Source organism: Halomonas sp. McD50-4, from assembly GCF_022348135.1.
Taxonomy (GTDB): Bacteria; Pseudomonadota; Gammaproteobacteria; order Pseudomonadales; family Halomonadaceae; genus Vreelandella; species Vreelandella piezotolerans.
This window is the reverse complement of record NZ_JAKRFG010000002.1, coordinates 166,063-180,848: the sequence shown is the minus strand read 5'-3', so window position 1 is coordinate 180,848 and position 14,786 is coordinate 166,063. Positions and strand designations below refer to the sequence as shown.

Here is a 14,786-nt window from a genome sequence, read left to right as displayed (position 1 = left end):
GACACAATGGCTACCCCCCATATCAATGCCGAAAAAGGCGATTTCGCCGATACCGTTCTGATGCCCGGCGACCCGCTGCGCGCCAAGTACATCGCCGATACCTATCTCGAGAACGTGCGCCAGGTGAACGACGTGCGCAATATGTTCGGCTACACCGGCACTTATCAAGGCCGCGAGATTTCCGTAATGGGCCACGGCATGGGTATTCCTTCCGTCTCCATTTACGCCAAAGAGCTGATTACCGATTACGGCGTGAAGTCGATCATTCGCGTCGGCTCCTGCGGCGCGGTGCGCGACGACGTGAACGTGCGTGACGTGGTGATCGGCATGGGTGCCTGCACCGACTCCAAAGTAAACCGCATGCGCTTCAACGACCACGACTTCGCTGCCATCGCCGACTTCGAGCTGACCAGCCACGCCGTGGCGGCCGCCAAAGCGCAGAACGTGCCGGTCAAAGTCGGCAACATCTTCTCTGCGGACCTGTTCTACAACCCGCAAACCGACATGGCCGAGCTGATGAAGCGCTACGGCATCGTCGGCGTCGAGATGGAAGCCGCTGGCCTTTACGGCGTGGCTGCCGAGTTCGGTGCCCGCGCGCTGACCATCTGCACCGTGTCGGACCACATCCTGAAAGGCGACTCGCTCTCCAGCGCCGACCGCCAAACCACCTTCAACGACATGATGGTGATTGCGCTCGATACCGTGCTGCGCGACGACGCCGCCCGCGCTTAAGACGATGTCCCCTCACGCCATTCAGAGGATAACAGCATGAATCGAGCGGATCCGGCCTTGGTCGACACGCTGCTGACCACCCTGGGCAACGCCTACGCGCCCTACTCCAACCATCCGGTCGCCGCCGTCATGGAGTGCCCCGACGGCCAGCAGTATGCCGGTAGCAACGTAGAAGTCGCCCACTACAAAGGGCTGTGTGCCGAAGCCTCGGCCATTTCTGCCATGATTACCGCGGGCCAGCGCGAGCTGGCCAAGGTCTACGTGATGGGCCCCGGCGAGCACCTCTGCACACCCTGCGGCGACTGCCGCCAGCGCATCCGCGAGTTCGCCACCCCCAGCACGCAGATCATGGTGCTCTCCAAACAGGGTGAAGTGCTGAAAACCTACACCATGGACAGCCTGTTGCCCGATGCCTTTGGGCCCGAGCAGCTGCCGGAACGTTAAGAGGTTTCCCGCAGCACCAGCGCCACCGACAGCGACACGTGCCGGGGCGCTTTTCCCGCCAGCGCCTCGCTCAATAGCTCGACACTCATCGCCGCAATGGCGGCAATGTCCTGGCGTACCGTGGTCAATCCGGTGGCTAGGGTCGGCAGGTCATCGAAGCCGGTCACGGCCACGTCTTCGGGCACGCGGATACCACGATCTTCCAGGGCGGCAACACAGCCAAGCGCCAGCTCGTCGGTGGCGCAGACCAGCGCATCGAACGGCAGCGCAGCCTTGTCATCGTGACCGAGAAAGCGGTTGAGGTGGCGGTAGCTAGTGAGCGAGTCGGAAGTGAACCGATGGGGCAGGCTCAGAAGCTGTTCGCTCAGCCCCGCTTCCGCTATGGCTCGTTGATAGCCGGAAAGACGACTATGGGGGCGCGGCACGTCCAACTCGCCACCCACGAAGGCAATCCGTGTTCGCCCTTGCCCGATCAGATGGCGCGTGATTTGGTACAGGCCTGAGACATCGTCCGGGGCCACCGAGAACCCTTCCCCGGCGTTGCCAATCCGCACGAACGGTATGCCGGCTGCGCGCAGTACGCTGGGGCGCTCGTCTTCCCCGGTTTCCCCTAACAAAATCGCCGCGCCTGCCCGTTCGGGCAGATCCGAGGTTTGGTCGTGGTGAAAGAAGATCGGCACCATGCCCTGCTGGTGCAGCGCCACGGTCAGGTGCTGGTAGAGGAGAATATAGTAAGGGCGCAGCTCGATATCCTGCCGCCCAAGGGAAATACCCACCACGGCGGCTTTTCCGCTAATCAGCTGCCGCGCCGCCGCGCTGGGCTGATAGGCCACTTCGCGGCTGATGGTGAGAATTTTATCGCGCAGCGCGTCGCTGATCCCCGGCTTACCGTTGAGCGCCCGGCTGACCGAGGCAATCGAGACCTCGGCGCGCTGGGCGATTTCGCGGATGGTGGCGGTTTGCGCACTCGGAGTGTTCTGTTTCATGCCATGCCTCAGCAATTCGGGCCATGATTGTACAAAAAGCGGGGCCGAAAATCGCTGAAGGCACGGACGCTAACGCCGTTCGCGCTACCAGCCACGCCGCCCTAATCGCGCCAGTTCGCTATCCAACTGCTGCACCGCCTGCTCTGGCGTGACGCTACCGGACAGCGCTTCATGAACGCGGTTGAAGATCGCGTTGGAAACGCGCGGATAGGCATCGCCAGTGACGCTGGCCGGGCGCGGCACGCCGTTCATCACCGTTTCATGCAGTTCGCCAATGAACGGATGCGCGGCCAGCACCTCGTCGTCTTCGTACAGCGCGGGGCGCGTGGGGTTGCGGCCAAACTCGATGGCATGCGCTTTTTGCTGCGCTTGCGCGGTGAGATAGGCCACCAAGTCGGCGGCGGCCTGTGGCTCGTCCGAATAGCGGGAAACCGCCCAGTTCCAGCCGCCCAGCGTCGCAACGGACTCGCCCTCTGGCCCGCTGGGCAGCGGCGCTACGCTGAACTTGTTCTGGATCGGCGTGCCGTCCGCTTGCCCCAGCGACCATGCATAGGGCCAGTTACGCATGAAGACGGCGTTGCCCGCCTGGAAAACGCCGCGGGCTTGCTCCTCCATGTAGTTACGCACGCCTTCTGGACTGATATCTCCTATCCACGAGGCCGCCAGCGTCAGGGCCTCCACCGCTCGAGGGTTGTTCACCGTCGCCTGCCCCTCGTCATCCACGAAGGTACCGCCGCCGTAGCTCGCCACCCACTCCAGCGCGTTGGTGGTCAGTCCTTCGTAGGCGCGCCCCTGAAAGACGAAGCCATGCATCCGCTCGTTGCCCGCTTCGCGCTCGGCGTTTTGAATACGCCGGGCGGTATCGGTCATCGCCTGCCACGTATGCGGCACCTCCGCGTCGTACTTGTCCAGAAGATCGTGGCGGTAGTAAAGCAGCCCCGCATCGGTGAACCACGGCAGCGCGACCAGTTTGCCCTGCACGGTATTGTTCTCCATCAGCGAAGGAATGAAACCCTCGGTGGCGGATGCAGGAAGATACTCGTTCAGATCCAGCAAGTGCTCTGCCAGCAGCCCCGGCCAGACGATATCCACCATCAGCACATCGACATCTTCCGACTGGCTGCCCAGCAGCTGTTGATAGAGCGAGAGTTTTTCGGTGGGCGACGCAGGTGTGGTGACGATGTTGACCTGGTGGCCGTTGGCCTCGGCCCAGCGCTGGGAGAGTTCGGGGCAGAAATCGGCGGCCCCACCGTCGCCGCAGGCGACGGTGATCTCGGCGGCCATCGCCGGCAGCGCCGTGGGCAGCAGCGCCATGAGTAGCAGCGGTGTTTTCAGTGGTTGGCGCATCGTGAAGTCCTCATCTTGTTATTGGGTATCTGACGCTATGGATGCGTGGGCATGACACGGCCTAGCTAGCTATCGCCAGGCTGCGATCCTCCAGGCTGGAAACGAAACAGGCGTCCAGCACGGTTTGAATGGCCGCGCCGCGGGCAAAGTCGGGCTGGTCGTTCTCTCCGGTGCGGATGCTGTCGATGAAGCGCTGGTAAATGCTGGGCGTGGGCGGCGCTTTGACGGTGCTCCACCGGGCAGGATGCACGTCATCGTTCAGGCACACCTGTACGTCGTCTTTGGACGCGTCAAGGTCCACACGAATCGCCCCTTTATCACCGTGAACGCTCAGCGTGAGCGAGTTGTGGTGGCCGGTGGCCCAGCGGGTCGCTTGAATCGTGCCCATGGCCCCATTGGCAAAACGCACGCGCATCAGCGCAGTATCGTTGGCGTCCAGCACGTAGTCGCCAATACGGTTATCCGGCGCTTTGTCGAAGCAGGTCAGCTCGCAGTTGACGCGGGTGATATCGCCCACCGGAAAGCTGGCGAAATCGACGATATGCACGCCCACATCGCCCAGCACGCCTTTGCTGCCGTGGGCTTCCGAGAGCCGCCACAGCCACTGGCTCTCCTGGTCCCAGCGGCCCCAGGCGTTGCTCACCAGCCAGCTTTGGCGATAGCTGGCGTCCACATGGCGTACGGTACCAATGGCGCCGCCGGTAATCAGTGCTCGGGCGTGCTGAATGGCAGGGGCGTCTCGATAGCTCAGGTTGACCATATTGATGACGTTGGCGGCCTGTGCGGCGGCGGCCATCTCATGGGCATCGTCCGCGTTGGTGGCTAAAGGCTTTTCACACAGAATGTGTTTGCCTGCGGCAATGGCGGCCAGCGACGTGGACTTGTGCACGCCATCGGGGGTGACGTTGCTCACCGCGTGGATATCGTCGCGGGCGAGCATGGTGTCCAGCTCTTGATACACATCGGCAATGCCGTGACGCTCGGCAAACGCCTGGGCTTTGGGCACATCACGGTCACAAACGGCGACCACTTCCACGCCCTCGAGTCGGCCGTAGTGCTTGGCGTGTTCGCCCGCCATGCTGCCCGCGCCAATGATGGCGATACGGATCATTTGAAGCCCTCCTCACCGGGTTTGTGCAGGCTTTCGCCTTTGATCTCGACCGGGTTGGGCGCCTGGTCGGCGGGCACGTTGGGGCAGCTGTCGATCCACCGCGAGCCTTCCGGCTGCGCCCAGACCACGGCGTTCTTGAGCACCCGCTTGACCTGCTCGTCGTAGTAGATCGGGTAGGTTTCGTGGCCGGGGCGGAAGTAGAAAATCTTGCCGTTGCCGCGCTTATAGGTCAGGCCGGAGCGGAACACTTCGCCGCCTTCGAAGGCACTGATGAAAATCACCTCGTCCGGGTTGGGCACCGCAAAGGGTTCGCCGTACATTTCGGTATGGGGCAGTTCGATGTAATCGCCGAGCCCTTGCACGATGGGGTGACCCGGATTGACTACCCAGAGCCGCTCACGCTCGCCGGCTTCCCGCCATTTCAGCGAACAGGTAGTGCCCATCAAGCGTTTGAAGATTTTCGAGTAGTGGCCGGAGTGCAGCACGATCAAGCCCATGCCCTGCAGCACGCGCGTTTGCACGCGATCGACGGTATCTTCCAGTACGTCGCCGTGGGCGGCATGGCCCCACCACAGCAGCACGTCGGTATTTTCCAGCGTCTCTTCGCTGAGCCCCTGTGCGGGGTCTTGCAACGTGACCGCCGTGGCTGTTAGCGCTTCCGCTTCGTTCAACCCATCGGCAATGCACTGATGCATGCCGGTGGGGTACATGCGCGCAACCACCTCGTTGGTTTGCTCGTGGACGTTTTCGCCCCATACGGTGACTCGGAGTGTCATCACTCTCTCCCAAGCGTGTTCGTTAAACCACCTTGCTGGCCGCTGCGACCAGCGCATGGGCAAAAAGTAAACGTTTACGTTACAAGAGTAAACGTTTACTCGTTCGCTTTTAGTCGCATTTACTGGAAAAGCATGCAGGCTAGTCGTCGTCGCGGTTTTCGGCGACCCGCTCGACATCCACGATCCCCGAGCGGCTGACCACGACTTTCCAACGGGCCAGATAGGGGGCATCTTCACTGCCGGTCTCGCGTATCACCAGATTGAACAGATGGCGACGCTCGACGCTCTCCCGCACGGCCTGCCCCTCTTTGAGGCGGTAGATGGCGTGATTATCTTTACTCATCAGGCGGGTCAACATGGAAAGGTCGATGGTCAGGGTTTCCCGGGTATGCTCGTAGCCGCTCAAAAAACGCGTCGGCGACATACGTGAGCTGGAGCGGTAGTGCATCACCACTTCATCACGCTGGGCGACGGTGCGTCGCCGCATCCGTTGAATGTCAGGATCCAGTGCGGCGTAGCGCTTGTAGTCGAACCATTCGAGCTGCCGCCCCACCAAGGCATTGCGGGTAGGGTCGATGTACTGGCGACGCCATTTGGGGCGACCACGGCGCAGCCAGCGCCATAGCGTGTTGCGCAGATCGTCTTTGAACACTTCCCGCAACGCATAGAGCAGCGCCATGGCCAGTACGAACAGGGCGGTGATATCGCCCAGGGCACTGCGCAGTTGCAGCACGCCCAACGAAACGAATGCCATCACCACCGCTGTTGCCAGGGCTTTCACTGCTTTCTGCTCGCCATTACCCAGCTCCAAAGCACGCTGTTTCAGGGTGATGGGGTGCTCGATGAGACGTCGCAATAAACGCATTTTATTCGACATGCGAGTGGGGTCTTCCACCACTCGCTCAGCGTTGTACTCCTGCGCCTGACGATACTCCCCTTCGCGCTGACAAACCGTCAAGAAGCGCCGTTTGATGTCGCTAAATCGCCCTCCCCTGGGCATGTGCGCGATCAGCGCCAACAGCTGCTGCTCGGTGAACCAGGAGAGGTAGTTGTCGATATTGGCAAAGTATTTATAAAGACGATCGTCGCTGGGCGGGTTGCGCCGCAGGCGTTTGAGAATGCCGTCACTCAGGTCACTCATTTCCGCGAGCCGTTCGCTCAGTGCGTTGGCCTTCTCATCCCAGGCGTCTGGCTCATCGGTTGGCTCGCGACGCAGCTTACGGGCGTCAGCCAGCAAGGCTTGGGTGGTGCGCTCCAAGGCCCCCACGTATTGATAGGCGTAAAGGCTGAGGCTCAAGCGGTAAGAGTCGCTGCCCAACTGGTTACGGCTAGCCAATCGACTATGCACCAGCGGCAAGTGATACTCGTCGCTGTAGTAGGTGCGCGAGACACTGATCGCACCATGATAAAATGCCTCTTCGGAAATGACGTGAGTGCTCAACCCAAGCTCTTTGGGCACGAACAAATACACATCGAGCGTATGCGAGGTTTCTTCTTTTAGCCGCCGCGATAGGCGCAGTTGGAAGCTATTTTTACGCTCAACGTTGATCACCTCACGAATCTCCTACTTCATTGCCAAACACGATGATATACCATGGTGAGCTCGCCATAGTGGTCTGCTAAACAGAGGCTACGGTTTACTACTTCGCCTTGGAGCTAGGGAATGTCCATCGCCCGTTTTTCACCCTTTGAGCTGCTGCTGCTCAAAAGCCGCAGCCAAGTGGATACGGCCACACTACTACTGCTGGGCTGGGTGCTGGTGCACCGCCAGCACGTCTCGGAAGGCCAACGGCGTCGCCGCTTGGCCCAGGTGACATCGCAGTTTCGCCACGGACACGAACTGGGGCCGGTGATGAGTATTGCCCACAGCCAAGACCTGCACGCCATTCAGCTGGCCGCCGAGGTGGTACGCAAAGAGTGTTCTAAAGAGCGTAGCCTGAGTGTGATGCACCAAGCGATTACCGTGGCCACGGACGACGGCGATATTTCGTTGGCTAATCATTACATTCTGCGGTTTTTAGCCGATTTGTTAAACGTGACGCCCACGACCCTGGGTACGCTGTTCCAAGAGCTGACCGGCCAGCCGCTGCGCCAGCCGGAAGACCCGAGCCGCGACGCCTACTGGCAAGCTCACGACCCGGACTACTATGCCCGCAAAGCGCGGGAAGAAGCCGAGGCTGCACAACGCGCCAAGGCATCGCAGGCCGAGCAAGAACAGCAGCAGCGGGCCAAAGCCGATAAGCAGCAGGAAAAAAAGCAGCAGAAAGAGGACGCCCGCCGCGCCAAAGCGCGGGCGGAACAGTCCAGCGCCGAACAGGCCCGAGCCGAACAAGCGCGTCAGGAGCAGGCACGCCAAGAGCGAGCACGCCAGGAGCAGGCGCGGCAAGAGGAGTCACGACGACGCCAGCAACGTAGCAGCCCACCGCCTCCCGATCGCACCACTCGCGCCCTCGCCGTCCTGGGGCTGACGCCAGGGGCGAGCAAAACCGATGTACGCCGCGCCTATCGCCGCATGGCCCAGCTTCACCACCCAGATCGCTTCTACTCCGAGAGCGAGCACCAGGTCGCTCTAGCGTCGGCGCGTTTTCAACGCATCAAAAATGCCTATGATTATTTGATGCAAACCTACTAATCACTACGCTTGGAAAGAGACTTCCTGGATTATGCGCGACCTGTACCAACGCCTCGCCCTGACACCAGAGGCCAACGACCAGCAGATCAAGAGTGCCGTGGACCGCTGCCCCAATAGCGCGCTACGCCAGGATGCCACGTCCGTGCTCGCCGTGCCGCCTCACCGGCAAACCTACGACACCCTGCACCATACGCTGAGCGACATTGGCCGCCTGCGCGCTCGCCTAGGCCTGACCCACGGTGCCCATTGGCAGGGCGACGTGGCCAACGACTTCTCTTTACCGCCGGATCATGCAATCTCTCGCCACGATGAACTGGTCGATCGCGTCAGCCATGCGGTCTCGCTCTACAACCGCTGGCGCCGCCTGCGCGGGCCATGGCTACTCATCGCCGTTTTCACCGTGGGGGCGAGTATAGGACTCGCTCTGGGGTTTGCCCTGAGCATGGGGCTTGGCTTGGGCTGACGTGCCGTGGCGCTCCCGCTCGTCTTGGCGGATTTCCGCCTGAGTGGGGCGTGGTGCGGGTTTCGGGGGCGTCGGCTTTTTGTGCGCCTCGTCTGCCGAAGAGGAAGCACTCTCCTCCCCTCGCTCCAGGCTTAGGTCGGTGCCGGAGGCGTCTTCCATACGCGACTCGGAGCGTGCCTCCATGCTGACACTCAAACGCGGCACGCCCAGGTCGATCTCTTGCGCTTCCATGCGCTGCTTCAGCAGCAGATTGAAGGCACGAGAGACATCCCACTGCATTTCCGGTGCGGTGCGAAAACGCATCCGCAGGATGGGGCAGCCCTCTTCGAAGCCCTGCACGCCCTGCATCTCTAGCGGCGACCAGATGTAGTGACGCATCATCGGGTCCTTGCGCAGCTCCTGGGCGGTCTCCTGCATCAGAGTAATCGCATCGTCGATTTTCATATCGTAAGGAATGCGAATACGCATCAGCGCAATACCGAACTGGCGAGACATATTGTGGATCGATTCGATGCGGCTAAAGGTGATGATGTGCACCACGCCATCCAGGTCTCGCAGCCGCACGGTGCGCAGCGTCAGACCTTCTACCGTGCCCATATGCCCGTTGATCTGCACGAAGTCGTCCACCGCCAACGAGTCTTCGATCAGTATGAAGATACCGGTGATCAAATCCTGCACCAGGGTTTGCGCACCAAAACCGATGGCCAGACCGATCACACCGGCACCGGCCAGCAGCGGCGTGACGTTTACCCCAAGATTGGCTAGCCCTGCGATCACCGCGATGATGAGAATCGCTACGAAAATGACGTTGCGAATCATCGGCGTGATGGTTTGTGCACGGGCTTGATTTACCCGCCGCCCGCGTGAGCGGGCCGACGAGGTCAGCGCCCGCTGAATGGCCGTATCGGCAAAGATCCATACCAACCACGCCAGTAAGATCGTTGCCCCAAGGCTCACCAGTGCTTGCCCGATGCGGGCGCTGGCCACCGCCTGCTGGCCTAAACCAAACAGCGAACCGCCCCACACTTGCATGGAGAGCTCGGCGAACACCATCCACGCGCAAATATGTGCCAGCACGAACCCGAAACGTTCCAAACGCTTGCGGTACTGGCTGAAGCGGCGGCGATGGCGGCGCTTGTTGAGCCGCTCGGCTTGGCGGCGCAGCAGCCCGGTCACGACTAGCGTCAGCACCAGTAAACTGGCAGAGACAATCGAGCGCGCCAGGGCCGTCCCCACATCCCCCACGGTAATGAAAATCGCCAGCAGCGAGCCGCCCACCATCAGCAATGCCGGAATATGCCATAGCCCGCCAAGCGCCCGTACCATCTCGACGGCGGTGCTGGCATCGCGTCGCTGTTTGTAGGGTCGGTTACAAATCAGATGACGGATCGGCCGCTGAAATTTGAAGATGAAACGAGCCGACAAGAGCGCTGCCAGCATGTTCGCCAATACCGATACGAGGCTGGAGAGCTCTGCCCCCAGCAACTCCACCAGCCGCGTGGAGTTCACCGCATCGCCCAAGGCAATCAGCGCGCCGATGACGAACAGACCGCGTAGCGCTTTGTGCTGTAACACCTGCACTGCCGGGAAGCGGTGCCCACGGCTAAAGAAGGCAATGACGGTCTCGAAAACCACCGAGAGCGCCCGACCACATAGGCAGATGTACGCCACCACCAATACCACTGCCCGCCCGGGGCTATAGGGGAGAATTTGCCCGATACCGAGGGTAATGGCGAAGGCCAGCGTCCAGGGCAGCATTCGACGCAAAAAATGCACTGCCAACAGCCACGCTTTGGGGTCCCTTGGCAGGTCCAGCGGCCAGTGACGTCGCGTGGCGATCAAGCGACCAAAGGCGATCATGACGACCAATAACGCGCTCCACACGAAGGCCAACACCGCGCCGTCGGCTATCGCGCGAATGGCTTCTCCTTGATCTGCATCATCGTTCAGGGCGCGTAAGTCCTCGACACCCTGCACGAGCTGGCGAGACCACTCATCGATGGGCGAGTCGCCCGCCTGAGCCTGCTCGCCAATGTCGGTCAACGTGTCGGCCAGCGCGCCTAACAACCCCTGGCGAACGACGCCATCCTCCTCGGCGGCCTCGGTGCTCACCTGCAGCTCGCGCAGCGAGTCCAGTAGTGCGGTGCGCTGCTCCTCGTTTTCGAGCATCGAGATCACATCGCTCAGCGAGCTCTGAAACTCCTCGTTGCTCACCTCCGCCTGCTCCGACGACTCACTGCCGGTCAGGTTGGGCAGCGAGACACTTTGCGCAGACGCCGCAGAACCGAGCAGCAGGCTGAGTAAGATGCCGACGATGATCTTGGTTATCCAGTGCTGTCGCACGCATTGCTCCCGACATAGACCGGCCAAGGGAGCCGGTGATTAACATTGAACACGCGGATGGCGCTCAGCCTCGACGCGTGATTATGATAGGCTGACGCTACAAACGTTCACCTCAAGGATACCGAGATGACGCTGCAAGCCCCACCCAAACGCGACAATAAAGATGGCCAGCGGCGCCGTGTCGGCGTCGAAATCGAATTCGCTGGTTTACCGCCACGCGAGACCGCCGAGCTGGTGCGCATGCTGTTTGGTGGGGAGCTTAACGTGGTCAGCCCTCATCGGCTACAGGTGGAAGGCACCCGTTGGGGAGAGTTCGGTATCGAGCTGGACACCCAATATGCCCACCCCGATAAAGCCCTGCTGGAAGAGCATCACGAAAGCGATAGCGAGTGGGCACGTCAACAGCATCAGCGTCGGGTCGAGTTCCATCAAAAAACCCGAGAACTGATTGGCGACATGGTGACCGGCTTGGTGCCCACCGAAATCGTCTGCCCACCCATTCCATGGGACGAGCTGGAAACGCTGGATACGCTCTTCGAAACGCTGCGAGAAAAAGGTGCCAAAGGCACCGATGCCAGCCTGCTCTATGGCTTTGGCCTGCATCTCAATCCCGAGGTGGAGAGCGATGAGGTGGATTATCTGCTCGCCATGATGCGCGCTTATCTGCTGCTGGCCAGCTGGCTACGCGAAGAGATCAAAGTCGATATCACTCGGGAAATGCTGCCCCACGCCAACCCGTTTCATAAAGAGTATGCGCTGAAGGTGCTGGACGCCCGCTACCAGCCGGACCTGGATACTTTCATCGAGGACTACCTGGACCACAACCCCACCCGCAACCGAGAGCTGGATCTGCTCCCGCTGTTTGCGTATCTGCGTCCCAACCACCCGCACCCGCTGCTGCATGGCGAGTTGACCAAGCCGCGCCCGACCTTCCACTATCGCCTGCCCAATGCCCAGCTCTCACAGCCAGGCTGGGGATCGGTACTGGAGTGGAACCGCTGGGTCGAAGTCGAGAAGCTAGCCGCCAACGATGACGTGCTGCGAGCGCGCTGCGATGAATACATTGCCGAGCATGGCAAGCCTTGGTGGGAACGCTTGAAGGCAGCGCTATCGAGGCCGTTTGGCGCCTCATGACTCTCCCCTGCCTTCATTCATCACAGCAATAAGAGACGCTCACCGCATGCCTCGACCGCTGATCGGAATCACCACCTCGGATCGTAAAAGCCAACTTGCCTGGTGCTTTGACTGGTTTGCCGTCTGGCGACATGGCGGCAAGCCGCTTCGCCTGTCGCCCTCTCGGGCTCTCCCAGACCACCTGGACGGTTTGATCATTGGCGGTGGCGACGACATTCAAGCGCACCTATACGGCGGCGAAGTTCAGCTCGACGTGCGTTTGGACCCCGCCCGAGACGAGCTGGAGCTGAGCCTGCTCAACCGCTTCATCCCGCAAAACACGCCGGTACTCGGCATTTGTCGTGGGGCGCAGTTGATCAACGTGCACCTAGGCGGCACGCTGGATCCGGATATCTATACCACCCATGAAGGTTTGAAGCGGCGGCGTACCGTGCTGCCCCGTAAAACGGTCGATATCGTCGGCGGCAGCCAACTGTATCAACTGCTGGGCGTTACTTGGTGTCGGGTGAACAGCCTGCATCACCAGGCCGTCAACCGCGCGGGAAAAGGCATCCAGATCGTTGCACGGGATCGCGACGGATTGGTCCAAGGGATCGAATCAGAGGACCACGACTTTCTGATCGGCGTGCAGTGGCACCCGGAGTGGCTGATTTTCAACCGTCCCCAGCAGCGCCTCATTAGCGCGCTGGTGACGGCCGCCAAACAGAGCCGCGAACGGGCTAGCGCTTGAGCGCTGCCAGCGCCGCGTCGTAATCCGGTTCGTTTTTCAGTTCGCTCACTAGCTCGCTATGCAGCACACGGTTGTCCGTATCCAGCACGACCACGGCCCGCGCGCACAGTCCTTCCATGGCGCTATTGCAAAGCGCCACGCCCCAGGCCTTTTGAAATTCGCGATGACGAAAGGTGGAGAGCGTTTCGACCTCATCCAATCCTTCGGCGCCACAAAAGCGTTTGGCGGCAAACGGCAGGTCTGCGGATACGACGAGAACGATGGTATTCTCCAACTGGGAGGCCAGCTCGTTGAAACGCCGAGTGGACATCGCGCAGGTAGGGGTATCGACACTGGGGATGATGTTTAGCACCTTACGCTTGCCCTGATAGGTCTCCAGGGTGACATCTTCGAGGTCGGTGTTAGTCAGCGTCATCTCGGGGGCAGCTTGACCTACGGCAGGCAGCGTGCCCGCAACGTCCATCGGCGCACCCGCGCGGGTAATCTGTTGCATCTACAGCTCCTAATGTATGGTAAAACGGTGGTCGAGGAAGACGTTTTAGCTTACAGCGGAATCACCCGATTCGGCTATCTTTCCACTGCCGCGATACGATAACGAGAATGCCATGGCCTCTTTAGTCATCATCAAAACCGGGGATGCCTTCCCTGAAGTGGTCGACCAACACGGTGATTTCGAGCAGCTGTTCACACGCCGATTGAACGAGGCGCTTCCTTCGGGAGTCACGCTCGAGGTATGGGATGCGCGGTTGACGTCGACCCCACCCGACGACATCGTCGGCGCCGTGATCACCGGTTCGCATAGCATGGTAAGCGAGCAACCCTCCTGGAGCGAGGCGCTCAAGCCGTGGCTGCAGCAAGCCCTTGCCGATGACCTGCCGCTGCTGGGCGTTTGTTACGGACATCAGCTCATGGCAGCGGCCTTTGGCGGCATCAGCGACTACCACCCTGCCGGGCGAGAATCGGGCACGCGCACGGTGCGATTGACCCAAGCAGGCCAGCAAGACCCACTCTTTCGCCAACTACCCGAGCACTTTCCCGCGCACCTCACCCATGCCCAGTCGGTAATGCAGCTTCCCCATGGCGCCACGATTTTGGCCCACAACTGTCACGACGCTCATCAAGCGCTGCGTTACGGGCCGCGCCAATGGAGCGTGCAGTTTCACCCTGAGTTCTCTTCCCCGGTGATGCGCGCCTATATCGAGCGCCAACGCGCCGCCCTACGCGACCAGGGCGACGACCCTGATCGACTGCTGGACGACATTCGCGAAACGCCAGACGCCACCAGCCTGCTGCAGCGCTTTCTCGGCTTTATCTAAAGCAGCCGCCTTTGGCTCGCTTTGTGGTCCCTCCGTGACGCCAGCCGATCGGCCAACCGGGTCGGCTCGGGCAGCTTGGTGCGTCCCAGGCATCGCAACACCCACTCGAGCGACGTTTCCAGCGTGAGCCGATGCCCCGGCGAGACGAACACCGGCTTGACGTTTTCCCGCGAGCGCAGCACGGCCCCGATCACCTCTTGATCCGCCATCAGCGGCACCCAATCACCCCGCGCGTCGCCTACCGCGCCATGCGTGCCGGTTAAGCGTGACTTGGCGATACCGATGGTAGGCAGATCGAGCCACAGCCCCAAGTGTGCTGCTACGCCCAGTCGCCTTGGATGGGCAATGCCTTGGCCATCGACCATAACCAGCTGTGGCCGCGTTTCGAGCTTGGCAAATGCGCCTAGCGCGGCAGGAATCTCCCGAAAGGAGAGCAAGCCGGGAATATAGGGCATGCGGGTAGGTTCGCGATGCACCACCTGCTCGACCACGGGCAACTGAGGAGCCGCCTCAGGTGACCACTTCAATACGACCACCGCCGCCCGCGTTACCGCGCCCTCCTCCTCGAAGCCAATATCCACCCCCGCGATATACCTCACCGGATCGATGCGATCACGGCTCTCCAACCGTTGGGCGAGCTGTGACTGAAGGGCAATCGCCTGTTTGGGTGACAGGTTCCATTCGTGTAGCGCAGCGTCCATGCAGGCTCCTTGTATCGAGGTAATGAACGTTTAGCGTAGCCAAAAAAAATCCCCCTACGCCAGCAGGCACG

General features: G+C 61.0%; 15 protein-coding genes. 7 read left to right on the top strand and 8 right to left on the bottom strand.

Going from position 1 to position 14,786, the window contains the following annotated elements; all coding sequences use genetic code 11:
* Positions 1–6 precede the first annotated feature (6 nt).
* Together deoD and cdd are read left to right on the top strand one after the other, a co-directional pair.
* Positions 7–732 (top strand): purine-nucleoside phosphorylase, encoded by a 726-nt coding sequence (gene deoD, locus MHM85_RS03405; RefSeq protein WP_153842239.1) that lies wholly within the window; start codon positions 7–9, stop codon positions 730–732.
* A 36-nt stretch (positions 733–768) separates the two neighbouring features.
* Complete coding sequence (gene cdd, locus MHM85_RS03400) at positions 769–1,176, top strand: cytidine deaminase (RefSeq protein WP_219863029.1); 408 nt, start codon at positions 769–771, stop codon at positions 1,174–1,176.
* Here cdd and MHM85_RS03395 read toward each other — a convergent pair.
* From MHM85_RS03395 to MHM85_RS03375, 5 genes are all read right to left on the bottom strand, one after another.
* The gene (locus tag MHM85_RS03395) at positions 1,173–2,162 is read right to left on the bottom strand and encodes a LacI family DNA-binding transcriptional regulator (RefSeq protein WP_239284838.1); all 990 of its coding nucleotides are present in this window, start codon (positions 2,160–2,162) and stop codon (positions 1,173–1,175) included. The genes cdd and MHM85_RS03395 overlap by 4 nt on opposite strands.
* An 84-nt stretch (positions 2,163–2,246) precedes the next feature.
* Positions 2,247–3,509 (bottom strand): ABC transporter substrate-binding protein, encoded by a 1,263-nt coding sequence (locus MHM85_RS03390; RefSeq protein ID WP_219863024.1) that lies wholly within the window; start codon positions 3,507–3,509, stop codon positions 2,247–2,249.
* Positions 3,510–3,570: 61 nt separating this feature from the next.
* Entirely contained in the window at positions 3,571–4,620 is a 1,050-nt protein-coding gene (locus MHM85_RS03385) for a Gfo/Idh/MocA family oxidoreductase (RefSeq protein ID WP_219863022.1), read from the bottom strand.
* The gene (locus MHM85_RS03380) at positions 4,617–5,396 is read right to left on the bottom strand and encodes a ThuA domain-containing protein (protein ID WP_239284835.1); all 780 of its coding nucleotides are present in this window, start codon (positions 5,394–5,396) and stop codon (positions 4,617–4,619) included. Before MHM85_RS03380 ends, MHM85_RS03385 begins: the two co-directional genes overlap by 4 nt.
* Before the next feature lie 139 nt (positions 5,397–5,535).
* Positions 5,536–6,948: a hypothetical protein gene (locus tag MHM85_RS03375; protein ID WP_219863018.1), complete on the bottom strand. Its 1,413-nt coding sequence runs from the start codon at positions 6,946–6,948 to the stop codon at positions 5,536–5,538.
* 111 nt (positions 6,949–7,059) lie between these two features.
* Here MHM85_RS03375 and MHM85_RS03370 point away from each other — a divergent pair, with 111 nt between their 5' ends.
* Together MHM85_RS03370 and MHM85_RS03365 are read left to right on the top strand one after the other, a co-directional pair.
* Complete coding sequence (locus MHM85_RS03370) at positions 7,060–8,028, top strand: DnaJ domain-containing protein (protein WP_239284820.1); 969 nt, start codon at positions 7,060–7,062, stop codon at positions 8,026–8,028.
* Between the two features lie 31 nt (positions 8,029–8,059).
* Positions 8,060–8,491, top strand: a complete 432-nt coding sequence (locus MHM85_RS03365; protein WP_239284803.1) for a hypothetical protein — start codon at positions 8,060–8,062, stop codon at positions 8,489–8,491.
* Here the strand turns inward: MHM85_RS03365 and MHM85_RS03360 are convergent.
* Positions 8,408–10,834: a mechanosensitive ion channel family protein gene (locus tag MHM85_RS03360; protein ID WP_239284800.1), complete on the bottom strand. Its 2,427-nt coding sequence runs from the start codon at positions 10,832–10,834 to the stop codon at positions 8,408–8,410. The genes MHM85_RS03365 and MHM85_RS03360 overlap by 84 nt on opposite strands.
* A 126-nt stretch (positions 10,835–10,960) precedes the next feature.
* Between MHM85_RS03360 and MHM85_RS03355 the strand changes: the two genes are divergently transcribed.
* Together MHM85_RS03355 and MHM85_RS03350 are read left to right on the top strand one after the other, a co-directional pair.
* Positions 10,961–11,968, top strand: coding sequence for an amidoligase family protein (locus MHM85_RS03355; RefSeq protein ID WP_139525266.1), 1,008 nt, complete (start codon positions 10,961–10,963; stop codon positions 11,966–11,968).
* Between the two features lie 46 nt (positions 11,969–12,014).
* Entirely contained in the window at positions 12,015–12,698 is a 684-nt protein-coding gene (locus MHM85_RS03350) for a type 1 glutamine amidotransferase (RefSeq protein WP_239284785.1), read from the top strand.
* Here MHM85_RS03350 and tpx read toward each other — a convergent pair.
* Complete coding sequence (tpx, locus tag MHM85_RS03345) at positions 12,688–13,191, bottom strand: thiol peroxidase (protein ID WP_239284769.1); 504 nt, start codon at positions 13,189–13,191, stop codon at positions 12,688–12,690. The two genes, MHM85_RS03350 and tpx, sit on opposite strands and share 11 nt — an antisense overlap.
* Positions 13,192–13,303: 112 nt before the next feature.
* Here tpx and MHM85_RS03340 point away from each other — a divergent pair, with 112 nt between their 5' ends.
* Positions 13,304–14,014, top strand: coding sequence for a glutamine amidotransferase (locus MHM85_RS03340; RefSeq protein WP_139525263.1), 711 nt, complete (start codon positions 13,304–13,306; stop codon positions 14,012–14,014).
* On the opposite strand, the gene nfi is transcribed toward MHM85_RS03340, so the two are convergent.
* Positions 14,011–14,715, bottom strand: a complete 705-nt coding sequence (gene nfi, locus MHM85_RS03335; protein WP_239284751.1) for a deoxyribonuclease V — start codon at positions 14,713–14,715, stop codon at positions 14,011–14,013. The two genes, MHM85_RS03340 and nfi, sit on opposite strands and share 4 nt — an antisense overlap.
* Positions 14,716–14,786: the final 71 nt, after the last annotated feature.